This is a genomic window from Paramuribaculum intestinale (genome assembly GCF_030759015.1).
GTDB classification, from domain to species: Bacteria; Bacteroidota; Bacteroidia; order Bacteroidales; family Muribaculaceae; genus Paramuribaculum; species Paramuribaculum intestinale.
In genome coordinates this window covers 1,182,197-1,206,608 of the sequence record NZ_CP098825.1, presented here as the reverse complement: position 1 = coordinate 1,206,608, position 24,412 = coordinate 1,182,197, and the positions used below count along the sequence as shown (strand labels likewise).

Genomic DNA, 24,412 nt, shown 5'->3' with positions numbered 1-24,412 from the left:
CTAATTTTAGAGTGTAAAGTTAGTCATTTGTTTTGGGATTTGTTTAATTTTGCATGACAATGAGCAGAAATCCCGATAGAGAAACCGTTTTCCGATTCAAGCGGTTCGCGGTATGCAACCGCGAATGCGCCATGAAAGTCAGCACCGACAGCGTCCTGCTTGGAGCATGGGTGTCGGTCGAAGGTGTCGCTTCGGCCATTGATCTTGGAGCCGGATGCGGGATTCTGTCACTCATGCTTTGTCAGCGCGGCGTGGCTCATGTCACAGCCATGGAGATTGATGCCATGGCTGCCGTAGAGGCGATGGGCAATGCCGCTTTGTCGCCATGGGCAGGGAATATCGATATTGTTGTCGGCGACGCGACCTCATACAGTTTCGACAAAGTAGATCTTGTGATCACCAATCCGCCATATTTCGACAGCCCTTTGGTGTCGCCCGATAAAGCTCGGGCCATGGCACGCCATCAGGGTAGTATGAATTTCCAATGGATTATATCGTCAGCTCCGGCGTTGTTGCGTCGTGGAGGGCGGCTGGCCATGGTCACACCCTTCGAGGCATCCGACGAGATCGAATGGCTGTCGTCGCTCCACCGTATGGCTGTCGTGCGACGGTGTGTGGTTCACACCAATCCTAAACGCAAAGGTCGCCGGATATTGTGGGAACTGGCGCATGACGCCGACACCACCTCTCCTGTCGAATGTGAACAATTGAATATCAGAACAAACTCCAATCAATACACAGAAGAATATGTCAGACTTACTTCGGATTTCTACATCAAATGATCATGGCACATTGTCATTCAATGTCGACGAAGGCCGTAGACTTTTGTTTTTTATCTGTGTCTCGGCTGTTTGCCTGGTGATGACCAGCGTGGTGATCGCGATAGTGCTTCGCACTCCGACCACTCCGCATCTCCGGATAGCTGCCATTCTGCAGGATCTGCTCATGTTTGTAGTTCCGACAATTGCTACGGCCGTCATCGTCACAAGGTATCCGGCTCGATTGCTGATGATTGACTCGCGCCCTACCGCATTCGGAATATTGCTCACGGTGCTTGCCATAATTGTCATGATTCCGTTTATGAATGTCATAGTGGCTTGGAACGAATCAATCCGGTTCCCTGAATCAATGTCGGCTCTGGAGGAATTTATGAAAAACGCCGAGGCCAATGCTGCTGCCATGACACGACAACTGATGGGGACTGACACTATAGGCAGTATAATCATGTCGATATTGATCATAGGTCTGCTTGCCGGATTCAGCGAGGAACTTTTTTTTCGTGGCGCTCTGCAGCGGCTTCTGTCTACAGCCGGCATGAACATCCATGTGGCCATATGGCTGACAGCTTTTATATTCAGCGCGGTTCACATGCAGTTCTACGGCTTCGTTCCGCGGATGCTTCTTGGAGCGATGTTCGGATATATGGCTGTGTGGAGCGGATCGCTGTGGATCGCTGTGATAGCACATGCCACAAACAACAGTCTGGTCGTCATAGCCCAGTCTGTAGCCGACTCAGGCGGAGCCGATATCAATCAGATGGCCACTGATGCCACTCCCCTTTCTATGGCCATTGCGGTCATCAGCCTCATGGCCACAGTGGGTATAATGTATATGTTCTATAGGATCGGAAGAATGAAATGATACCCTGACGGTCGTTGCATGGTTGCATGCTCGTGATGGTATAAGTCTGTGGCATGTAACCGACCATAAGGGAAACATCCGTGATCAGTCGAACTTCTTGCGATTGAATATGAATCCGCGCCCGAGATATTTTTCCCTGACGACGGGATTTGCCGCGAGTTCCTCCGATGTTCCCTGAAAGAGTATCTTGCCCTCGAAAAGCAGATAGGCTCTGTCGGTTATACTCAGCGTTTCAGGTGCGTTGTGGTCAGTGATGAGGATGCCTATGTTCTTCTCCTTGAGTTTGTAGACGATATACTGGATGTCCTCCACCGCTATGGGGTCCACTCCGGCGAAAGGCTCGTCGAGCATGATGAATTTAGGATTGATGGCCAGACATCGCGCTATCTCCGTGCGACGGCGTTCGCCTCCCGAAAGCTGGTCGCCAAGATTCTTCCTGACTTTCTCCAGACGGAATTCCGATATCAGGCTCTCGAGTTTGTCGCGTTGATATTCTGGAGTGGTATCGGTCATTTCCAGCACGGCCTTGATATTGTTTTCCACGCTGAGTTTGCGGAACACCGAAGGCTCCTGGGCAAGATAGCCTATACCGTTCTGCGCCCGTTTATATACCGGGTATTTGGTTATATTGAGATCGTTGAGATAAATCTCGCCTTCATTAGGCGTTATCAGTCCCACGGTCATATAGAAAGTCGTGGTCTTGCCTGCACCGTTCGGGCCGAGCAGCCCTACTATCTCACCCTGTGTGACATTGATCGACACATGGTTGACAACAGTGCGCTGACGGTATTTCTTGACCAGATTTTCCGTCCGGAGCACAATCTTGCCGTCGTCGTTTTTTTTCGGCTCTTCGGGCTTGTCCGATATAAACTCGTCGGCCATGGAGAAGTCTACTTCTCTGGCATCGGTCTTTGACTTGCGCAAGTCGTTCAGTTTTATGCTTATGCCCATACTCAGGTCAATCGATAGTCGTGATGTAATTGCTGCAAAATTACACATATTATACGTAAATGCCCAATGAAATCAGAGGAAATTGATTACCTTTGCACACAATAGATGTTATAATATTCACACATAGTTTTGAATAAACTTTTATAAAATGAAAGTTCTGAAGTTTGGCGGCACGTCCGTCGGAACTGTAGAGAGCCTGACTTCGGTCAAGAAGATTGTCGAGGGGCGTCGCAAACCGGTCATAATAGTGGTTTCGGCGCTCGGAGGCGTCACCGACATGCTCATCTCTACCGCAAAGGCCGCCGCTGCCGGCGAAGAGGATACATATCTTGAAACTTACGCCAAAATCATAAAGCGACATCACGATGTGATCGAAGGCATGGTTCCGGATCACCTCAGATCGCAGACATTCAATGATGTCGACCGGATGCTCGACGAACTTGGCAACATATTCAAAGGCGTAAGTCTGCTGAACGATCTGTCATCGCGTTCGCTTGATACGATCGTCAGCTATGGCGAACGGCTTTCAAGTCTGATTATAAGCCGTATAATCAAAGGCGCCAGACTTTTTGATTCCCGACAGATCATCAAGACCGTCGACCAGTTCGGCAAACATGTGCTCGACAACGACGCCACACTCCCGCTTGTAATGCAGACGCTCGGAGCGAAAGACTATGAGGTGGCTGTAGTGCCGGGGTTCATTTCATCCGATTCCGCGACAGGCGACGTCACCAATCTCGGACGTGGAGGCAGCGACTATACAGCCGCGATAATAGCAGCGGCTCTTGATGCCGACTTGCTTGAGATATGGACCGATGTTGACGGATTCATGACAGCTGATCCGAGAATCATCAGCAACACCTATGTCATAGATCATCTGACATTTGTCGAGGCCATGGAGTTGTGCAACTTTGGAGCCAAAGTGATTTATCCCCCGACAATATATCCGGTATTTCATAAAAACATACCGATTCTGCTCAAAAACACCTTTAATCCCGACGCGAAGGGAACGCTTATATCGTCGAGCAGCGATGCCTCCGAAGGAAATTCCGACGGCAAGGCCATCAAGGGAATATCATCTATAAGCGACACCTGCCTGATTACCGTGTCGGGTCTCGGAATGGTTGGAATTGTGGGTATAAACGCACGCATATTCAATGCTCTTGCCCGTGAGGGAGTCAGCGTGTTCATGGTATCGCAGGCTTCCAGTGAGAATACGACATCGTTTGCCGTAAAGAACGAAGATGCCGCGCGTGCCGTGGAAGCACTCGAAAAAGAATACGCGGCCGAACTCGCCTCGGGTGAACTAAACCCCATACATTCGGAGCACAATCTTGCCACAGTGGCTATCGTCGGCGAAAATATGCGTAATGCCGCCGGCGTAGCCGGACGTCTGTTCAACACTCTCGGCAGGAACGGTATAAATGTGATCTCCTGCGCTCAGGGTGCTTCCGAAACCAACATATCGTTTGTAATCAAAATCAAAGATCAGAAAAAGGCGCTCAACGTCATCCACGACAGTTTTTTTCTCTCTGACACCCAAGTACTCAATCTCTTCATAATCGGAATTGGCAACATTGGGCGTCACCTGCTTCAGCAGCTTGCCCTGCAGCAGGAGAAACTTCTCCGCGAAAAGGCTCTGAAGCTAAAGGTAGTGGGCATCGCCAATTCCACTAAAGTATATTTCGACCGCGAAGGCATGAATCTCGACACCTGTCTGGATCGCCTTGCAGCCGAAGGGCTTCAGTCGTCGCCCGAACTGATCCGCGACGAAGTCATCGGAATGAATATATTCAACTCCGTGTTTGTCGACTGCACTTCAAGTCCACAGATCGCCGCGCTATATCCCGATATGTTAAGTCATAACGTCAATGTGGTTGCAGCCAACAAGATCGCGGCCTCAGGATGCTTCGACGGCTATCGCGAACTTAAGGCCATAGCCCGCCGGCGCGATGTGAAGTATCTTTTTGAAACCAATGTCGGAGCCGGTCTTCCGATCATCAACACTATCAATTCGCTGATTAATTCAGGCGACAAGATCATACGGATAGAAGCAGTGCTGTCGGGCACCCTCAACTTCATATTCAACACCATATCCGACACAGTGCCGTTTTCCGAAGCCATCAGGCGTGCCATGGCCGAAGGCTATAGCGAACCGGATCCGCGTGTGGATCTCAGCGGCACCGATGTGATGCGCAAACTTGTGATTCTCGCGCGTGAAAGCGGATATCAGGTCAGTCTGCATGATGTCATATCGACTCCCCTGCTTCCTCCCGCGATGTTCGACGGCTCGGTTGAGGATTTCCTTGAAGCGGTCAAGCAGCTCGACGACGATTTTGAAAGCCGCCGCGGCAAGGCCACCCGGGAGGGTAAGCGTTTCAGATTTGTGGCACGCCTCGACAACGGGTCGGCATCTGTCGGACTTGAGATGGTAGGATCGGATCATCCGTTCTACAACCTTGAGGGAAGCAACAACGTAATACTGCTCACCACCGAACGCTATCACGACTATCCGATGGTGATCAAAGGATATGGCGCCGGCTCCGATGTGACAGCCGCAGGAGTCTTTGCCGATATCATAAGCATCGCCAACATACGCTGATCCACTTCACTGCTCCACACATGAAAACACTTCTGGTGATCATAGATGGAGCGGCTGATGTAGCCGATGCGTCGACCGAAGGTCTTACCCCTCTTCAGGCAGCCGATATGCCGGTGGCCGATACGATAGCATGTCGTTCGGCCACCGGGCGTCTGACTACATCGCCCGATGGCAATGCCCCGGGGAGTGAAACGGCAATCATGTCGATTCTCGGCTATGGCAACGACCGGCCGATATCAGGCCGCGGATGGCTGGAGGCTCTTGGGCTTGGAATGGAGGTCTCTCCTGATGACACCGTATGGCGGTGTAATGTGGTGCGTGCCATGCCGTCAGGCAGAGTTGTAGATCCGATGCCTGAGGATATCACGGCCTCGGAAGCCTGTCGTTTGATCAAATCAGCGGTAAATTATAGTCCGATTGTAGATGCCCGACATATCGGAGGTCTGAGCGGTATTGTTGTTACATCCGGGACGTCACCCGAAATAGATGGAATCGTGTCGCCTTACGATGCATATATATCAGGGACGGCGTTACGGCCTGTTTTCGGCCTGCCTGATTGGATGTGGCTGTGGTCGGCCGGACATCCACTTTCTCTCCCGCCGCTTCCGTATAGAGCAGCTCTCATAGCTGCCACCCCCTTGGTCAAGGGCATAGGGAAGGCTCTCGGCATGGATTGTCTGGACGTTCCGGGGGCCACAGGCGACTGCTCCACATCGCTTGAAGCTAAAGCTGCGGTAGCTGTCGGCGCGCTTGATTCCGACGGCTATGACTTTGTAATGGTTCACATCGAAGGTGCCGATACGGCTTCGCATACCGGCTCGTTCCGTCTGAAACGGTCATTTCTTGAGGCGATCGATTCTCGCTTGCTGGCTCCGTTATGGCAGCGAGTGTCCGATGGTGGCGACACAGTGTTTGCGCTGTTGCCCGACCACGCTACTTCATGGCGACACCGGCGTCACACATCGGATCCTGTACCGGTCAGTCTGTATGTCCCATGGGAGAAAGGAGATAATGTCGACCGGTTCGACGAAACGGCTGTGACCTGCGGATCGCTTGGAGTCATTCCGGCTGGCGGACTGGCCGGAATCATCGCCGGTTTGCGCAAACATAAGAAAAGTGTGCAGTCTTAAGGCGTCCTAACAATATATTTGTTATTTTTGTTGACTGACAAATACACCTACCAATTATGGCAAACAAAAGAACACTGAAAAAACAGATCCGTTATATCTGTGGCGACTGCGCCGCAGAGTGTGCTATGGCATGCGAGATAATCCCGGGAGTTGACTGCGACAAGCTGAGCGAAGTGATATGCGGTCTGGCGAAACTTCAGACAGAGTCACTTGCACGGACTACTTTCAGTTTCGACAGATCACGCTCTGAATTTGAAAATGCCGGAGCATATCGCAAAGCGCGCACAGCCTACAACACTGCCGCATTCAAAAAGCTTCGCAGTGAATTCAACGAACAGCTGCTCCGCATCGTCAAGGAAATGAACTCGGCTCTTCCCTCCAGAAACAAGTCGGAAAAAGTATCTGAAGCGCAATGAGTCTGAGCGGCCTTATCCTTAAATTGGCCGGTTGGAAAGTTGACATTACACAGCCTGATTATCCCAAAAGCATTGTATGTGTGGCTCCCCACACATCCAATTGGGATTTCGTGCTGTGTAAGTTTGCATATGCTGCTGCCGGGCGCAAAGCCGGCTTTCTGATGAAGGAATCATGGTTCTTCTTCCCTCTTGGCATTGTTCTGCGGGCCATAGGAGGCATACCTGTGCCGCGACGAAATAAAAAAGAGAAGACATCGCTGGTCAGTGCGATCGTGGAGCGCTTCAACCATTCCCACCGGCTGACGATAGCCATTACGCCTGAAGGGACCAGAAGCCGCACCGCCCAATGGCATAGCGGTTTCCTTCGTATCGCTATGGAAGCGCGCATACCTATACTGCTTGGAGCGATCGACTATCCTACCCGTCACATGTATATCACCGATACATTCCATCCGACAGGCGATATTGAGGCTGATATGCGTGAAATCAAGCGCTACTACAGCCGGTTTACCGGATTATACAAAGACAAATTCTGCACCGACAACGATGCCTGAAAGCAATCTCAAAGTGGCCGTTATGCCACACGATATAATCGAGAACGACGCTAAGGCCAATATTGAGGCCGTCAGCCGTCGCATCTCATCGATCGACCCGGATACAGATCTGCTGGTACTGCCTGAAATGTTCAATACCGGCTACTCTAATATCAGGGAGCAACTGCGCCTGAATGCCGAGCCCGACAATGGCCCTACGATGCAGGCAGTGGAAGGATGGGCTAAAGACTATAATATGGCCATTTGGGGCGGATTTACTGCTGTCGACGAAAAAGATCGCATATACAATCGCGGATTCATGACCGATCCTGACGGCAATACAGTGTTCTACGACAAACGCCATCTCTTCAGGATGGGGGGAGAACACAATCTGCTTAGAGCCGGCGATAGCCTGTCGCCGGTGATCAGTTACTGCGGATGGAAACTTAAGATGGCTATATGCTATGATATACGGTTCCCGGTATGGAACCGCAACGTCGCCAACGAATACGACGCTCTCATAGTCCCGGCCAACTGGGCGCATTCAAGAGTCTATGCATGGAGGCAGATGCTTATTGCCCGTGCGATCGAAAACCAGTCGTTCGTAGTCGGGTGCAACCGTGAAGGACGCGACCGGTTTGGCGACTATCCCGCCGGAGATTCCTTCGTTTTCAATCATTGGGGCGACGATATCGCCGACCGACGCGACGACGGCATTGTATATGCGACTTTCAATGGCGCGCAGCTTGATGCCGACCGCAAGCGTTTTTCGCCCTGGATGGATGCCGACAGTTTCTCGATCAAATTGTGACCGATACGATCGAAAACCCATACCGCTGAAATTATTCTCTGTCGAGTAATGCAAGTAACTGAGGTATGACTGCCGTCACACCGTCGTTGACTATTGTCTTTACATTTTGGTGCTGCCTGGCAGCTTGATATTCATCCTGGACAGCCATGCGCAAACGTGCATCATCTTCATTCATGCCTCTGTCCACCGCCCTTTGAAGTCGCAGCTGAGTTGGTGCACTGACTTCCCACACTTCATCGGTCATCAGGTCTATGCCGCTCTGATACAGAATCGCCGTTTCAATAAACGACGGCGAACCATCGCGCACGGATGCCCATTCGGCAATATCATCCTTGACGGCCTGATGTACCATACTGTTCAGGCGATGCAGAGCAGCATTGTCGTTAAACACCTTTTCTGCCAGCCGCCTGCGGTCGATATGTCCGTTTACCACTGCATCCGAACATATATCCGTTGCTATGCGTCGCTGCAGCGCCCTGTCGCAGTCCATGATCTCACGGGCATGGCTGTCGCAGTCATACACATCATACCCCATCACGGCAAGCGCACGTGACACAATGCTCTTACCGCTGCCGATTCCTCCGGATATAGCTATAAGCGTCATTGTCTTGCGTGCTTCTCGATGATATATTCAACGCTGTCAGGCTCGACTATTACATTATGATATAGTTCGGGCATCGGAGTGAGGTTGAGTTTGGCTCTTTGTCGACGGTTGTCGATCGTATGGAAATCAACATACGCACTTACCGGATAATCATCGTTATAAAAACTCATAGGTACGAGATACGACACTTCGGCTACTGACGGAAAAGTGATAAGTCCCACACCATCGGGTAATCCGGTCACATCGATCCTTACCTTCTTTTTCTTGACGATCAGAGGCTCTACCGGTACTGTCACAATCACACGGTCGGGAATTATACGCATGCCGTCCATAGGCATAACTGCCACTTCAAACCGTGATGTATCCCGAAGACCCGACCGTATCAATGGCTCGGTTATAACCTCTGTGACTGATGACGGAAGACCGTTCGGAGCGAATACCCTGACAGAATCTACATTGGCCGTAATCGGCCCGCTTAACACGTATTGTAGATCTGTATGTATGTCTGAATTGATGTCAAGTTTGACCATTACTCCCGGCACAGTCGTATAGCGGATCCTCAGCGAGTCGGGGCGCATCGACTGTATCTGCACGCCTTGTCCGAAATATTCGCGAAGACGGCTTTCGAGCTTTGGTCTTGGCAAGGCGAACACATTCTCTTCAGTCACATTGTCAAAAAACCTGATCCGCATCAAAGGCATCTTGCCCCACATGAACCGGATCAACTGATAACCCTTGCCCTGTACCGATACATTTAGGCTCGATGGCACACGCCCGAGCATGGTGATGCTGTCAGGCACATTCTCTATCTCTACCGGGACATCATAGTCGCGTTGCTGTTCCGAGTCAAGCGACAGAAAAAACCAGAAAACAAAAGCTACGCATACAAACATAAGATAAAGGAGCAGATCACGCCCTTTTGAGGAGTGAACGGCTCCTTTAGCCTTATCAATAATGCGTCGATAGTCGACCATTCTGTTATCGGTTTCCGTGAGATGTCACGGTTTCAGGATTGTGGCGGATTACTTTGACGCTTCGTCGACCTTGTTCTGGTCCTGAGAGGCATCGGCGGCCGAAGGATATACTGATCCTTTGTCGACACGGATCACAACATCCTTTGCGATCTGAAGACTTACGATATTGTCGTTGATCGAGCGGATTTTGCCGTATATGCCTCCGGCAGTCACCACGCGGTCGCCCTCGCTGATCGAATCACGGAATTTTCTGATTTCTTTCTGTTTCTTCTGCTGCGGACGTATCATGAAAAAGTAGAATATCGCAATCAGAAGAACGATCATGATGAGATTCATTGCACCGGCGCCTTGTCCGCCGTCAGCCTGAAGTGTCAGGAGATTAAAAATCATTGCTGTATGTAGTTAAGTTTGTAGAACTATGCAAATATACAAATTATTTTTTAAGTAAGCGTTCGAATCTGACAATATTCCACGGCTCTGTCATTTAAGAGGTAGTCCTATAGAGTGTTTGAACACTTACTTACGGGAATTGTTCGGCTGATTCTGTCAGTTCTTGTTCAGTCTGCCCTCTTCGCGCAGATGATTTATCACAGAGTAGAGTATGCCGTTGACAAACTGTCCGCTGCGTGAAGTGCTGTAGGAGTTGGCGATTTCGATATACTCATTCAGAGTCACAGGTATGGGTATCAGCGGATAGCTGAGCAGTTCAGCGATGGCCGTCACCATCACCACCAAATCCATAAATGCCAGTCGTTCGGGATCCCATGAGGTGGAGTTGATGAACTTTTCCACCAGCGAGCGGTATTCGTCAAAGTTGCTCACTGCGTTCATGAACAGTTCCGAACCGAAACGCGCATCCTCGTCATCCTTGTATTTTGGCAGAAGGCTGACAGGGGCTTCGGGCGATGAAGCGATCCGTTTGAGAGTCTTGAGTACGAAAGTTCCCATAATCTCAATATCATCGTTCCAATACACCGATCTTGACTCAAGCGCCTCTGCCAGATCATCCGACGGAAGGATCACATTCTTCATGATCGAGCGCCAGAACTCGCAGTCGGTCTGATAGTCGGTCGACGGAGCTTCCATGTAGTCTTGATAGATCTTAGATTCCATAATACGATCAAGAAGACGCTGTATCATGTCAAGATCATTGTCCCAGCTGAAAGGATTCGCCTTCAGATATTCGGTCATGTCATTGCACTCTGCTATCTTTGCGGGGATTGGATTCTCGATCATCCTTGTGTTGGGATTCAGATCTTCGGCCGTAGCCAGAAACTTATGGCGTGCGGCCTCGATGCGCACATCTCTGAGAGCGGTTATCTCGGCCGGAAGCAGAAGCAGAGCATGATAAAGTTCATATGCCTTGTCGAGCGAGGCGGTCAGCGAGCGCGACGCATCGCGGAGCATATAGCGGTTGTCGCTGAAACTTTCAAGAGTGGCAACAGCCATATCCACACCCTTTTCAAGACCGGATATGCTGAAATCTGGATTCCTACGGGCGCATTCTACAAATTTCTCGTTTTTCAGCACTACAGTAGGCAGCACTGCGGCCCAGAATTTCACATCGCCGGCCATCTCATGGTTTTTCGACTTAATGTAGTTCTTGTAGGCCGAGGATTCGGTCAGAGAAAAATATATCGGAGATATGGCATCCGACATTTCATCGGTCTGTTCGCTTTTTCTCACTATGATCCCTTTTATCTGGTCGTCATCGCGGAGAGCGCGCACAAGTTTGCTGGATGAAAGTGCCGGATGGATAGTGTGTCCTGCCAGAGGCGAAAGCTGGCGAAGTCCAGCGTTGTGACCCGACAGACGAAGTATCATCAGCAGTGTGTCTATATAAACCGTGTAGGCAAATCTCTTGTCCCTTGTAGCCGATTCAGGTGCCGGCTCAATCTTAAACTCGCTTTTGGTGAGCAGATAGGAATAAAGCATCTGCACCACTTTGATTCTGATCAAAACACGATTTATCATGACTGTAAATGTACTTTTTCGTTAATTCGCGCTGCAAAGTTAGAAAATAATTGCCGCCCGCACCCAATATTATAGATGAAATATCGATGTCGGACGTCAATTTTTTATCAAATTTTTTATCAACAGGCCGGACTGCTGCTTACTGGTTGAGATGATTGAAGCCTTGGGCGCGAAGGGGCATCTCTGTGCCGTCGCGGGTCACGAGCGCGCACCCCAGATTTTCAGAAGTTATATGTCCTATGACTTTGACTCCGTCGATCTTTTTGATCTGCTCGTGACAGTGGAGCGGCACCGTGAACAGTAGCTCATAGTCCTCTCCGCCGTTTAGAGCCGCTGTGACAAGATTCATGTTAAGCTCCTCAGCCATCACAGCTGTCTGATAGTCGATCGGAATACGGTCTTCATACACTCTGCATCCCGTCTTGGAGGCATGACATATATGCAGAAGCTCCGACGACAATCCGTCGCTTACATCTATCATAGATGTCGGCCTGATGCCGGCCTCGGCAAGCCGTGCTACAATATCTTTGCGGGCTTCAGGCTTCAGCTGCCGCTCTACCAGATATTCTTTCCCTTCAAAGCGCGGAACGAAATCCTTCATCCCTGCCGATGCGGTTTTTTCACGCTCCAGAAGCTGAAGTCCCATATATGCGGCTCCAAGATCGCCGGAAACGCAGATGAGATCCGTGTCGTGCGCGCCGTCGCGTCCCACAGCCTCCCCTTTGGCCACATCACCGATACAGGTGATACTTATTACCAGCCCCGAGCGTGACGACGTGGTGTCTCCTCCTACAAGATCCACTCCATATATCTCACATGCAAGCCTGATGCCTGAATATAGTTCGTCTATATGCTCTACGGTGAAGCGCTTGGAGATCCCGAGGCTGACGGTGATCTGCCTCGGAGTGCCGTTCATCGCGTATATGTCGGAGAAGTTCACTACGGCAGCCTTATAGCCGAGGTGTTTGAGAGGCACGTATGTCAGATCAAAGTGCACTCCTTCAAGCAGCATGTCCGAACTCACAAGAACATCCGTGTCAGGATATGACAGCACGGCTGCGTCATCACCCACGGATTTTACGGTCGATGGATTGCCTGCGGTCAGTCCGGATGTAACCCTGTCAATGAGTCCGAATTCGCCTATGGTTGAGATCTCTGTTTCCATCCGGTCAGCCCTCCCGCTCTATAAGTTCACGCATGATCTCCATCATATATGGCTGAGCGGCTTCAGCCGCCTTCTGCACCTCTTCATGGGTAGGGACATCCGTCACGTCTTTACCGCCGAGATCTGTTATGACCGATACGCCAAACACCTTCATGCCGGCATGATTGGCCACAATGACTTCAGGCACGGTCGACATGCCGACGGCATCTCCGCCGATTATACGGAAATACTCGTATTCGGCCGGGGTTTCGAAGGTCGGACCCTGAGTCCCGACATATACACCCTTCATCACCCGTATGCCCTTTTTTGCAGCTATCTCTTCAGCGGCAGCCACCAACCGCTTGTCGTAGGCTTCGGTCATGGCCGGGAAACGTGGGCCGAGCTCTTCATAATTCTTTCCGCGAAGAGGATTCTCCGGAAACAGATTGATATGATCTGTGATGATCATGATGTCGCCCACACGGAATTCCTTGTTCATTCCTCCGGCTGCATTGCTCACAAACAGAGTCTTGACGCCAAGCTGCTTCATGACCCTTACCGGGAATGTCACCTCCTTCATGTCATATCCCTCATAGTAGTGAAATCGACCCTGCATCGCTATCACCTGACGATTGCCGAGTCGGCCGAATATCAGATTGCCGCTATGCCCCTCCACTGTCGATACCGGAAAGTTCGGGATCTCCGTGTAAGGAATATATTTTTTCTCAGTGATATGATCCACGAGCGCTCCAAGGCCGGTGCCGAGGATTATTGCGGTTTCGGGCACATTGCCTGCTTTGCTTCTGATATAGTCTGCTGTCTGCTTGATCTTCTCTATCATATTGTTGAATTTCGGTTGATGTTTATTTAATGTTTATGCGTATGGCATTGTTCAGTCTTTACGATCTTATGCTGCCTTGGTTGCGTATGAGTTGCCTAAGTATGTTGGCAAGAGGCGGGTCGCCCGACTGTATTTGTTCTACCGCGATAGGTATGTAATAGGCAAAACCTCTGAGTTGCGGCGGGAAATATGGATTGTTGGCCAGTCTGACGGCGTCCTTTTCAGTCGTGACGACATATCGATGACGTCCCTCCATGTTATTGTATTTGCGGAGTATCGACTGCATATCGGAATTTGTGAAATTATGATGATCCTCAAAGCGCAATATCTTCACCTTTGCTTTGTAATGTGAGCGCAGATAGCGGATGAATGGACGTGGATTGGCCACTCCTGTTACAGCAAGCAGAGTGTCCTCACGTGTCAGACATCCCATATCAAGTGTCGATTCGGGAATTACGTTCTCCGGAAACAAGGCTTTGGGCAAAAGGTATTTGTAGCGGGTGAACAGTAGCTTCTGAAACGGAAACAGATTGAATGTTTCCTTGAAGATACGGAAGTCAACCGGTTTCATTTCGTCGGGACACTTGGTCATAACCACTACGTCAGCACGATCCAACGCGCGAGCCGGTTCACGCAGTCGTCCGTAAGGCAGCAGTGAGTCGTTATACACCGGTCTGCTGTGCTCTGTCAGCACTACGGATACAGTAGGTTTCACGTATCGGTGCTGAAAAGCATCGTCAAGCACTATCAGATTGAGCGTAGGATTTAGTTCAAGCATGGTTTCGATGCCCTTCACACGGCTCTCGCACACAGCCACCATCACGCCGTCATGGCTGAATTTTCGATACATCTGATATGGTTCGTCGCCTATGTCCTGGGGACGAGAATTGGCTCCTGCAAGCACAAAACCCTTGGTATTGCGCTTGTAGCCACGACTGAGTAGCCCGATCCGGTACTCCCCCTTGAGTATCTCGATTATGTGCTCGGAGTGAGGTGTCTTGCCGGCACCTCCCACCGTGAGATTACCTACGGCGATTACAGGAATGTTGAACTTGCGCTGTTTGAGAATCCCTTTGTCAAACATCATGTTGCGCACGGCCACCCCCAGCCCGTACAGGAGCGAAAGGGGGTAGAGAATCAGAAACGGTATAAGTCCTTTTCTTCTGGCCATGATCAGCAAATAGTCTTTAGGTTTTAAAGGGATGAGTGCAGGTTGCGTCAGTGGATTGTTATATATTCCATCCGGCATTGCAGAGCCGAGAGGTGGCCGCATTCGCGGGCCATACGGTAGAGAGGGGCATATTGTCCGAGTTCAGTTTCCACCACCGATGCCTTCATGTTGCTGCTCATGTTGAGCACCTCTTCCCACCATTTGAATTTCAGATCGGGATACTCCTTGATCTTGTAGTTGTCAGCAGCATCAAGTTCGGCTGCCATGTCGGCCAATGCCATGTCAAGACCGCCGAGCCTGTCCACAAGCCCTATGCGTGACGCTGTCAGACCGTCCCATACACGGCCTTCAGCAATGGCTTTTATCGAGTCGACTGATACGCCGCGTCCCTCTGCACACCGTTTTACGAATAGTTCGTAACCACGATCCACGTAGCTCTGCATTGCGTTGCGCTGGTCGGGCGTCATGGCATTCAGCAATCCGGGGAACTGCCCTCTATTAGTGGCTACTGTCGATGTGTGCACACCGATTTTGTCGTTGAGAAGCCGGTGAGCATCGGGAATCAGGCCGAAGATGCCGATCGAACCGGTGAGTGTCACAGGTTCGGCATATATTCTGTCGGCGCCGCATGATATGTAATAGCCACCGGATGCGGCCACATCGCCCATCGAAACGTAATAGGGTTTGCCTGTGAGCGACTTGAACTGTTCGAGAGCTTCCCATATCTGTTCAGAGGCGTACGCACTGCCTCCTCCTGAGTTTACACGCAATATAAGTCCGTCGATATCCGACTCTTCGGCAAGATCAAGTATCTGCGGCACGAGCCTGTCTGATGTTATGCCGTCATTGCCTGATTCAGTGATGTCTCCTACGGCATACAGCACCGCGATGGTCTTGTCGCCATGGTTCTTTTTTGACGACAATATCGTCGCATAGTCCAAGATGTCGACCATCCGGGGATCATCATCCTCTTCCAGCCTGGTGGCATCCACCAGAATCCGGTTCGTTTCATGACGGTACATCGTACGGTCTACTATATGACGTGCGGCCAGTTCGCTTGTTTCGAGAGAGAAAGTGAAGCTGTCGGCCCAACTGTTGACAGCGGCCGTATCCACACCACGTCCCTCGGCGATCTTGCCGGCGATTTCGTTCCAGATATTGCCGAGATAGGCCTGCTGCTGTCTTGTGTTGGCTTCGCTGCTCTGATTGAGCATGAACGGTTCTACAGCGCTCTTGTAGGTACCCACTTTCACCACCTGCACATCAACGCCTATCTTGTCAAGCATATCTTTGAAATACAGAGTGGTGGAGGATAGCCCATGTATGTCGGCCATGCCTATCGGGTTGATGAAGATACTGTCGGCGGCTGTGGCCACGAAATAGTCACCCTGAGAGTAGGTATCGGCGTATGCGTATATCCACTTCCCGCTTTCCTTGAACCTTACCAGTGCCTGACGCAATGCCTGGAGTTGTGCCATTCCGGCCGATATTCCTGCGCAGTCAAGGAATATGCCGTCGATGTCGTCATCTTCGGCAGCATGTTCAATCGCCGCGATCATCATATTGAGGGGATATTGTTTAGGCTTGTCACCGGTAAGCTCGTTCATGATGTTGACCGGTTGTTTGCGGTCGGTGATCTCGCCTGACAGAGTTATTCTGAGCACACTGTTGCTGTCTACTGTCACCATAGTATTGTCACTCGCCGAGGTGGCTGCCATGACCCCTATCATTATGATGCCGAGCAATCCGAACAAAAACACCGAAATCCATATTCCGGCCAATGCTCCGAGCACGCTTACGAAAAATTGCTTCATCAGATTGAATATTATTGATTGAGGATTATTATTGGTAGTATAATGAAATATCTCGCAAAAATATAAAAATACTTTTGCAAAGAAAAATTATTTTATGCGATGCCTTAATAATTTGCCTGTAGGAGTTCGCGGGAGTTCTCTCTTTACGATATATCCCTTCGGTTTATGGCGATGGTCGATGTGAAGTGAAAGCGCGCGGTCTATGGCTTCTATATCAACATCTTCGCATTCGATCACCATGACCAGCTCCTCACCCCATCGTTCCGACTTCCGTCCGGTCAGATAAAATGCGTGAGATCCTGTATATGGTGCTATTTCCCGTTCAATCTCTTCAGGAAACAGCTTGATCCCCCCGGAGATGATTACATTGTCATATCGTCCAAGCCACTGAAATGACTTGTTGTCGTGCAGTTTTACTATATCATTAGTGACAAGCCTTCCGAACGACATCGATCCGGACTCGATCACAAGACATCCGCGGTCGTCTGTATGAAAACTAAAACCGGGTAGCGCTTCAAACCGCCGGCTGTCAATCCGCCTCAGCGCTACATGGCTACAGGTTTCAGTCATCCCGTACGTGGCACGGAAATCAATGCCGGAATCAGTCATAATGCGTTCTTGCTCCGGTGTGACAGGCGCTCCGCCGACTATTACCGATCGCAATCGGCCACGGCCGTTTGCGAGCAATCCCTCTATCTGCGACGGTACGATGGCTGTCAGATCCGCCCGGTCAAGAGTCCAATGCGCCATTGGCGTGGACGAAGGCCGTTCCACCACCACGGTCGCGCCGGCTACAGCAGCCCTGACGATCATCATTTTTCCGGCTATGTAGTCTGTCGAAAGCGGACAGAACAACACAGATTCCGGCCCGATGCCGAAGTGATGGCATGTAGCGCGTGCCGACAACTCCATGTCGGCTTTCAGAAGATGTATATCTTTTGGCGTGCCTGTAGAGCCTGACGTCCTTGCCGTTATATGGTCCTTATCATTTTGCCATTCTTCGACAAATGCTGCGGCCAGCCCTTCGGGATCGATGATTCGGTAGGATCGCGTCATGGTGGTAATAAGTGACTCGCAAAAATTAGCTGCGAGTGATATTTTGAGATTTGTTCGAGTGATTTTTGCTTGAAAACGATGGCGTGTAGCGAGAGTTACTTATTATTTCCGGACGTTCAGCCTCTATGGCAGGGTTATAATACAGCATCGCCCCTCTGCGTTCTACCGGCGAACGGAAATTGTTGGTGTATAGCTGGCCGGTGCCAAGTCCGGATGGCATATCACATTTCATACTGGCTACCCATTGGGCAAGAGCGTTCAGGCCTATGTTGGACTCCAATGCCGATGTGACCCACCATCTGATGCCGACATTTTCAGCGGCTTCAATCCATTCGCTGCTGCCGGAAAATCCGCCGCACAACGCCGGTTTGAGGATTATATATGCCGGCCTGAGGTATTCGATCATCCGTCGCTTCTCATCCACGCTAAATACACCTATCAGCTCCTCGTCAAGAGCTATGTCTATAGGCGATACATTGCAGAGACTCTTCATCGCATCCCATTGCCGGGACGCTATAGGCTGCTCGATGGAGTGTATGTCGAGTGTCGCTAGCCGACGAAGTTTTTGCAGCGCTTCGTCAACATCGAATGCACCGTTGGCATCAAGCCTTATCTCAAGCTCTTCAGGAGCAAAACGGCGACGAAGCTGTTCGAGCAGATGCAGCTCTCTTTCGAAGTCACATCCGCCTATCTTCAGTTTTACGCATCTGAATCCCTCAGAGATTTTCTCCTCCGCCCGGCGGGTCATCTCTTCCACCGATCCCATCCATACCAGCCCGTTTATATGAAGTCCTGACCCGCCATCGGTCCAGTCCGACGGAAACGGCATCATCCTGCCTCCGTTACGCAGATCGGCCAAAGCGGTTTCAATCCCGAACACAATCGAAGGCCATTCCGTCAGGTCTGCAATCTTTACAGCGTTGATCCTGCTGCAGATATCCGACAATACGCTTTCATAATCCTCGCGGTCGTCAGCACTGAGTCCGCGGAACAAAGCACACTCCCCTGTCCCGACAACCGTAGGGTGCTCGTCGTCCCACACACTAACAAAGTATGTGGACTTGCTGCGCATACATTCGCGCGAGGTCACGGCTTCAAATCCGAAGTGCAGGGTATAGGGCGTGAATGAGGCTCTCAACATGGCGGTCAACCGGGGAATTTGGGGAACTTGCCAAAGTCGGGGTCACGTTTTTCAAGAAATGCGTTCTTGCCTTCCTGGGCTTCATCCATCAGATAGTAAAGAAGCGTGGCGTCTCCGGCAAACTCCATTAAACCTCTCTGACCGTCCAGTTCGGCATTGAGCGCACGCTTTATCATACGTATCGCCATCGGGCTGCGCTTCAGTATGGTTTCGCACCATTCCACAGTTTCATCCTCCAGACGGTCGAAAGGAACGACCTTGTTGACCATTCCCATTTCTTCGGCCTCCTGTGCAGTGTACTGGCGGCACAGAAACCATATTTCTCTCGCCTTTTTCTGCCCTACGCATCTTGCGAGGTACGACGATCCGAATCCGGCATCGAAACTGCCCACTTTAGGACCCGTCTGGCCAAATCGTGCGTTTTCCGATGCGATAGTGAGGTCGCACACTACCTGCAATACATTTCCACCTCCGATAGCGTAACCGTTCACCATCGCTATCACCGGCTTGGGTATGGAGCGGATGGCTTTGTGCAGGTCGAGCACGTTAAGGCGCGGCACGCCATTGGAGTCGATATATCCACCGGTGCCTTTTACATTCTGGTCGCCTCCCGAACAGAAGGCCTTGTCGCCGGCTCCGGTTAAGATCACCACTCCGATTTCCGGGCATTCACGACAGTAGGCCATGGCGTCGAGCATCTCCATGTTGGTCTGCGGACGGAAAGCATTGTACACTTTCGGCCTGTTTATGGTGATTTTTGCTATGCCGCCTAATCGTTCGAAAAGAATATCCTCGTATTGTTTGATGGTTGTCCAGTTTCTCATATGTCTGTTTGTTTATGATTTATATATTCCGATTTACGGTTGAAGTAATTCCGCAGTATGCGTGCGCTCTCTTCTGCCGGCGTATCGACAGCAAGCAGTGCGGCTCGCGGCGCCGACAGAAATTGACGGAACACGCCACGCAACGATTGTTCATCAGCGGCCTCGAAATAATCAAGACCGTAAGCTTCGGCAATCTGTCGGGCCGGAAACTGTCGGGGATGAGCAAAATACTTCTCAAGCTCGTCCAGATAACATGTCGATTCCACAAATCTGAAAATGGCGCCCCCGCCATTGCGCATCACAATGATGCGAAGCCGCGGAGCGAGCGAGGCGTATGCAAGTGCGCCGACGTCATATTGAGCCGACATGTCGCCGGTGACCAGCACTGTTATGCCCGGATATGCCATGGCAGCGCCTATTGCGGTCGAGGTGCAGCCGTCTATGCCGCTGACCCCGCGGTTGCAGTCACAGCGGTGATAGTCGCGCGTGGCAAACAACTGTGCATATCTGACCGCTGTGCCGTTTGACAGTTGTAGATTGGCATTGCGTGGAATCATCGGCATGAAAACGGAGAATGCCCGCATGTCGCTCCATGGTGCTGAACCGACGTAAGCCTGATGGGTTGCCTCGGCTTTGCGCGCAAGCAGTTCCCAGCGTCGGCTGTAATCGCAGGAGGCCTGATGAGGCTGCATAGCCGATGCCAGTTGTGGAAAGAACACTTCAGGGCGCATCTCGATGCGTAGTGAAAGATGTCGGAAACAGTCTACTGTCGTATGTGTATGGCCGACGCTCCAATGTTCGGCGTTGTCGATTGATCTTATGTAGTCCTTGATATGGCGGCTCACCAATGCCCCTCCGAGAGTGATCACGACGTCAGGCTTGAGCGTGTGTCGGTCATCATCGGTCATCTGGCTCAACGTGGTATCGATGCGGCTTATGAACGCCGGATTGTGCATATTGGCGATGGTCTCGGTCATGACCACGAAATTCGGCAACCGTGCAAGCCGTCCCAATGCCTGGTTCAGACGGCTGTCTGGCGTCATGAATCCGGCTATTATCATGACTTTCCGCGGTGATGCCAGTTGGCGGCCATATACTCGTGCGTCGCCGACTGTGAGATCCTCCCTTGGCCGTAGTGTAGCTATTTTTCTTGGCTGTGGGTGTCGGCTGTCAGATTGTCTTCCCAAAGGACAGTCAAGTCTGACATTGATATGGACAGGACCCTTTCGGCCACTTAAGGCAAGGGTCATGGCGTCGTTGATCATGCGGTTGGCATACCATTTATCGGCATCTGTGACTGATTCGTTGAGATCATAGCTTCCCTTGGTGAAGTTGGCGAATGTGCCTGGCTGGCGTATGGTCTGCGAGTCATCCTGGTCGATCCATTCATATGGGCGGTCGGCCGATATCACTATCAGTGGCAACGCCCTGTAAAAAGCCTCGGCAACGGCCGGCCCGTAATTCAGTACGGCTGTCCCCGATGTGCATATGATTGCAACCGGTGCGTCCGACACCGCCGCATATCCGAGTGCAATGAAGGCTGCGGATCGTTCGTCGGCCACAGGTATCACCTCTATGGCGTTTTCTCTCGCTGCAGCGACCAACAGCGGCGCATTTCGCGATCCGGGTGACGCTACGATTACATTGACGCCGTATTTCTTCAGCATCGATATCAACTCGCGGCATATCCATTTATCGGTGTTTTCAGCCATCTTTTTTTCGGATTTGGTTCAGCAAAATTACTAAATTTTGACGACATTCGACCTATTACTTGTCGTAGTGCTTTAGAACAAATGCTAATGATGACATTCCACACATATTTAAGGTCTGATACTACGACAAAATTTACCGTCATAGTACTGTAGGTTTTATGTGATGATGCATCTGTATGTAAACTTTTATTTAACCACCGGAGTTGAAAGTTATCCAAAACGGAAATATAAACACCTATGTTGTAGCGTTTTGAAGAATTTAACACATTCAAAAGTTATCCAAAACGAAAAAGTTGTAGAAAACTTTAGTCGAGAAAAATTGTCTGTTCTTGTAAGAATAAATACTTTTGCAACATCAAATGGAAAACTAAAAACAATCCGATAAAATGATACAGATCGTGGTAAAGCGCGACGGCCGCGTCGTGGGATATAACGAAGAAAAAATAATGGCAGCCATACGCAAGGCCATGCTTCAGACCGAAATGGGAGAGGACGAGGCTCTGATCCATAAGATTGTCGATCGTATAGGCGTGACCGGAAAAGAGCGCATGACCGTAGAGGAGATTCAGGATCGCGTGGAGATAGAACTGATGAAAAGCCCGCGCAAGGAAGTGGCCAAGCGTTATATCGCCTACCGCGATCAGCGTAGCATCGCACGCCGTGCCAAGACACGCGATATGTTCCTTGAGATCATCGAAGCCAAGAACAATGACATCACGCGCGAGAATGCCAACATGAACACCGACTCCCCTGCCGGAATGATGATGAAGTTCGCAAGCGAAACGACAAAGCCGTTTGTCGACGATTATCTTCTTTCGCAGGAAGCAAGAGAAGCCGTGAAAAACGGTTATCTCCACATCCACGACAAAGATTATTATCCGACAAAGAGCCTCACCTGTGTACAGCATCCTCTTGACCGCATACTTAAATACGGTTTCTGCGCCGGTCATGGCGAGTCACGTCCGGCCAAACGCATCGAAACAGCCAGCATCATAGCATGTATATCGTTGGAAACAGCACAGAACGAAATGCATGGCGGTCAGGCTATTCCGGCATTTGATTTCTATCTTGCTCCCTACGTGCGCAATTCATTCATTGAGGAACTGAAAACACTTGAAAACCTCACAGGCACCGATCTCAGCCATCTGTATGACTCCGAAGTCGCCGATTTCATCTCGCAACCGCTCGATGGTCTTGAAGGAGATGAGCGGATGAAGCAGCATGCAGTCAACCGCACTGTAGAGCGTGTTCATCAGGCTATGGAGGCATTCATTCACAATATGAACACGATACACTCCCGCGGCGGCAATCAGGTAGTGTTCAGCTCCATCAACTATGGCACTGACACTTCGGCCGAAGGACGATGCGTGATACGCGAACTGCTTACATCCACTTACGAGGGCGTAGGCAATGGAGCCACCGCCATCTTCCCCATACAGATATGGAAGAAAAAGCGTGGAGTAAGCTATCTGCCCGGCGATCGCAACTACGACCTTTACAAACTTGCATGTAAAGTCACGGCAAGGAGGTTCTTCCCCAACTTTGTCAATCTCGACGCCACTTATAACCAACACGAGAAATGGGACGCCAATGATCCCGAACGTTACAGATATGAAGTAGCCACCATGGGATGTCGCACACGTGTGTTCGAAAACCGCTATGGCGAGAAGACATCCATCGGACGTGGCAATCTCAGCTTCTCCACAATCAATATAGTCCGCATCGCCATCGAATGCATGATGATCCAGGATAAAGAAGAACGCATCCGCCGTTTCATGGAGAAGCTCGACGATGTGCTCGACATCACGGCCCGTCAGCTTTGCGACAGGTTCGATTTTCAAAAGACCGCTCTTGCCAAGCAGTTCCCCCTGCTCATGTCGCGTCTGTGGAACGGCAGTGATAAGATGACACCCGGCCAGACCATAGAAAGTGTCATCAATCAGGGCACTCTCGGTATAGGATTTATCGGACTCGCCGAATGTCTGGTGGCGCTTGTCGGTGCGCACCATGGCGAAAGCGAGGAGGCTCAGGCTCTCGGATTGCGTATCGTAAGCCACATGCGCAGCCGTGCCAACGAGTTCTCTGAAAAATATCAGCACAATTTCTCTGTACTGGCCACACCGGCCGAAGGCCTTTCAGGCAAATTCACTTCCAAAGACCGCAAAAGCTTCGGCGTGATCCCCGGAGTGACCGACAAGATATATTACACCAACTCAAATCATGTGCCGGTCTACTACAAATGCTCCCCGAGCCACAAGGCCAAAATAGAGGCTCCGTATCATGAACTGACAGGCGGTGGCCATATATTTTATGTGGAGATCGACGGCGATGCCACACACAATCCGCAGGCTATTGCCGACATTGTCGATCTCATGGACCGTAACAACATCGGCTACTGCTCTGTCAATCACAACCGCAACCGCTGCATGGAGTGCGGTTACGAGGATGCGCACGACGGACTCGAAACATGTCCTAAATGCGGAAGCAAAAATATCGACAAGCTGCAGCGAATCACCGGATACCTCGTCGGCACTACCGACCGGTGGAACAACGCCAAGCTTGCCGAACTCAACGATCGCGTGGTACACAAATGAGAATACTCGACATCATAGAAGGCACATCGGTGGACGGTCCGGGACTCCGGACCGCCATCTATTTTGCCGGATGCCTTCACGAATGCCCCGGATGTCACAATCCTCAATCATGGCCTATGGATGCCGGCAAAGAGATGTCGGCCGATCAGTTGATAGAAATAACTGAAGAAGCTGACGCCGACGTCACACTGACAGGAGGCGACCCGGTTTATCAGGCAGCGGAAATCATGCCCCTCTGTCGCGAACTGAAACGCAAAGGGAGGAATATATGGCTTTATACGGGATTCCGCTATGAGGAGTTGATGGCCGTGAAGGTGTCAAGAGAACTCCTGGACTACATCGACGTGCTTGTCGACGGGCCGTTTATAGAACGCCTCCATGACCGGTCGCTGCTCTTCCGCGGATCATCCAACCAGCGGCTTGTCGATGTGAAGCGCTCGATGCCCGGCCGGATTGTCGAATGGCAGTCTGATTTCTGA

General features: G+C 50.8%; 22 protein-coding genes. 9 read left to right on the top strand and 13 right to left on the bottom strand.

What is annotated here, in order from left to right; genetic code table 11:
* Positions 1 to 59 precede the first annotated feature (59 nt).
* On the top strand, positions 60 to 782 hold the full coding sequence (locus NF347_RS05395; protein WP_161953365.1) for a tRNA1(Val) (adenine(37)-N6)-methyltransferase: 723 nt from the start codon (positions 60 to 62) through the stop codon (positions 780 to 782).
* Positions 748 to 1,641 (top strand): CPBP family intramembrane glutamic endopeptidase, encoded by an 894-nt coding sequence (locus NF347_RS05390; protein WP_107034725.1) that lies wholly within the window; start codon positions 748 to 750, stop codon positions 1,639 to 1,641. Before NF347_RS05395 ends, NF347_RS05390 begins: the two co-directional genes overlap by 35 nt.
* An 84-nt stretch (positions 1,642 to 1,725) precedes the next feature.
* On the opposite strand, the gene lptB is transcribed toward NF347_RS05390, so the two are convergent.
* The gene (gene lptB, locus NF347_RS05385; RefSeq protein WP_107034910.1) at positions 1,726 to 2,523 is read right to left on the bottom strand and encodes an LPS export ABC transporter ATP-binding protein; all 798 of its coding nucleotides are present in this window, start codon (positions 2,521 to 2,523) and stop codon (positions 1,726 to 1,728) included.
* 217 nt (positions 2,524 to 2,740) lie between these two features.
* Between lptB and thrA the strand changes: the two genes are divergently transcribed.
* From thrA to NF347_RS05360, 5 genes are read left to right on the top strand one after another with little or no spacing between them, the layout of a single operon-like run.
* The gene (thrA, locus tag NF347_RS05380) at positions 2,741 to 5,194 is read left to right on the top strand and encodes a bifunctional aspartate kinase/homoserine dehydrogenase I (protein WP_107034724.1); all 2,454 of its coding nucleotides are present in this window, start codon (positions 2,741 to 2,743) and stop codon (positions 5,192 to 5,194) included.
* Between the two features lie 20 nt (positions 5,195 to 5,214).
* Entirely contained in the window at positions 5,215 to 6,324 is a 1,110-nt protein-coding gene (locus tag NF347_RS05375) for an alkaline phosphatase family protein (RefSeq protein ID WP_107034723.1), read from the top strand.
* A 56-nt stretch (positions 6,325 to 6,380) separates the two neighbouring features.
* Positions 6,381 to 6,740, top strand: coding sequence for a hypothetical protein (locus NF347_RS05370; RefSeq protein WP_107034722.1), 360 nt, complete (start codon positions 6,381 to 6,383; stop codon positions 6,738 to 6,740).
* Positions 6,737 to 7,294 carry a 1-acyl-sn-glycerol-3-phosphate acyltransferase gene (locus NF347_RS05365; protein WP_107034721.1) on the top strand — a complete coding sequence of 186 codons (558 nt, stop codon included), beginning with the start codon at positions 6,737 to 6,739 and terminating at the stop codon, positions 7,292 to 7,294. Before NF347_RS05370 ends, NF347_RS05365 begins: the two co-directional genes overlap by 4 nt.
* Positions 7,287 to 8,084: a nitrilase-related carbon-nitrogen hydrolase gene (locus NF347_RS05360; protein ID WP_107034720.1), complete on the top strand. Its 798-nt coding sequence runs from the start codon at positions 7,287 to 7,289 to the stop codon at positions 8,082 to 8,084. Before NF347_RS05365 ends, NF347_RS05360 begins: the two co-directional genes overlap by 8 nt.
* A 31-nt stretch (positions 8,085 to 8,115) precedes the next feature.
* Here the strand turns inward: NF347_RS05360 and coaE are convergent, their stop codons facing one another.
* The 12 genes from coaE to menD form a co-directional block, all read right to left on the bottom strand.
* On the bottom strand, positions 8,116 to 8,688 hold the full coding sequence (coaE, locus tag NF347_RS05355) for a dephospho-CoA kinase (protein ID WP_107034719.1): 573 nt from the start codon (positions 8,686 to 8,688) through the stop codon (positions 8,116 to 8,118).
* Positions 8,685 to 9,662 (bottom strand): YbbR-like domain-containing protein, encoded by a 978-nt coding sequence (locus NF347_RS05350; protein WP_123549940.1) that lies wholly within the window; start codon positions 9,660 to 9,662, stop codon positions 8,685 to 8,687. The genes coaE and NF347_RS05350 overlap by 4 nt, the downstream gene beginning before the upstream one ends.
* A 48-nt stretch (positions 9,663 to 9,710) precedes the next feature.
* Positions 9,711 to 10,052 carry a preprotein translocase subunit YajC gene (yajC, locus tag NF347_RS05345; protein ID WP_107034717.1) on the bottom strand — a complete coding sequence of 114 codons (342 nt, stop codon included), beginning with the start codon at positions 10,050 to 10,052 and terminating at the stop codon, positions 9,711 to 9,713.
* A 156-nt stretch (positions 10,053 to 10,208) separates the two neighbouring features.
* The gene (locus tag NF347_RS05340; protein ID WP_161553814.1) at positions 10,209 to 11,621 is read right to left on the bottom strand and encodes a transcription antitermination protein NusB; all 1,413 of its coding nucleotides are present in this window, start codon (positions 11,619 to 11,621) and stop codon (positions 10,209 to 10,211) included.
* A gap of 154 nt (positions 11,622 to 11,775) precedes the next feature.
* Positions 11,776 to 12,801: a thiamine-phosphate kinase gene (gene thiL / locus NF347_RS05335; protein WP_107034715.1), complete on the bottom strand. Its 1,026-nt coding sequence runs from the start codon at positions 12,799 to 12,801 to the stop codon at positions 11,776 to 11,778.
* Positions 12,802 to 12,805: 4 nt separating this feature from the next.
* The gene (locus tag NF347_RS05330) at positions 12,806 to 13,621 is read right to left on the bottom strand and encodes a purine-nucleoside phosphorylase (protein WP_107034714.1); all 816 of its coding nucleotides are present in this window, start codon (positions 13,619 to 13,621) and stop codon (positions 12,806 to 12,808) included.
* Positions 13,622 to 13,679: 58 nt separating this feature from the next.
* Positions 13,680 to 14,792, bottom strand: a complete 1,113-nt coding sequence (gene lpxK, locus NF347_RS05325) for a tetraacyldisaccharide 4'-kinase (RefSeq protein WP_161553815.1) — start codon at positions 14,790 to 14,792, stop codon at positions 13,680 to 13,682.
* A 47-nt stretch (positions 14,793 to 14,839) separates the two neighbouring features.
* Complete coding sequence (gene sppA / locus NF347_RS05320; RefSeq protein WP_107034712.1) at positions 14,840 to 16,606, bottom strand: signal peptide peptidase SppA; 1,767 nt, start codon at positions 16,604 to 16,606, stop codon at positions 14,840 to 14,842.
* Between the two features lie 87 nt (positions 16,607 to 16,693).
* Entirely contained in the window at positions 16,694 to 17,662 is a 969-nt protein-coding gene (locus NF347_RS05315) for an AMP-binding protein (RefSeq protein ID WP_107034711.1), read from the bottom strand.
* Between the two features lie 25 nt (positions 17,663 to 17,687).
* The gene (locus tag NF347_RS05310; RefSeq protein WP_107034710.1) at positions 17,688 to 18,803 is read right to left on the bottom strand and encodes an o-succinylbenzoate synthase; all 1,116 of its coding nucleotides are present in this window, start codon (positions 18,801 to 18,803) and stop codon (positions 17,688 to 17,690) included.
* Positions 18,804 to 18,808: 5 nt separating this feature from the next.
* Entirely contained in the window at positions 18,809 to 19,627 is an 819-nt protein-coding gene (gene menB / locus NF347_RS05305) for a 1,4-dihydroxy-2-naphthoyl-CoA synthase (protein WP_107034709.1), read from the bottom strand.
* Positions 19,624 to 21,339, bottom strand: coding sequence for a 2-succinyl-5-enolpyruvyl-6-hydroxy-3-cyclohexene-1-carboxylic-acid synthase (menD, locus tag NF347_RS05300; RefSeq protein ID WP_107034708.1), 1,716 nt, complete (start codon positions 21,337 to 21,339; stop codon positions 19,624 to 19,626). The genes menB and menD overlap by 4 nt, the downstream gene beginning before the upstream one ends.
* Before the next feature lie 386 nt (positions 21,340 to 21,725).
* Between menD and NF347_RS05295 the strand changes: the two genes are divergently transcribed.
* Both NF347_RS05295 and nrdG read left to right on the top strand, forming a co-directional pair.
* On the top strand, positions 21,726 to 23,933 hold the full coding sequence (locus tag NF347_RS05295) for an anaerobic ribonucleoside triphosphate reductase (RefSeq protein WP_107034707.1): 2,208 nt from the start codon (positions 21,726 to 21,728) through the stop codon (positions 23,931 to 23,933).
* Positions 23,930 to 24,412: an anaerobic ribonucleoside-triphosphate reductase activating protein gene (nrdG, locus tag NF347_RS05290; protein WP_107034706.1), complete on the top strand. Its 483-nt coding sequence runs from the start codon at positions 23,930 to 23,932 to the stop codon at positions 24,410 to 24,412. Before NF347_RS05295 ends, nrdG begins: the two co-directional genes overlap by 4 nt.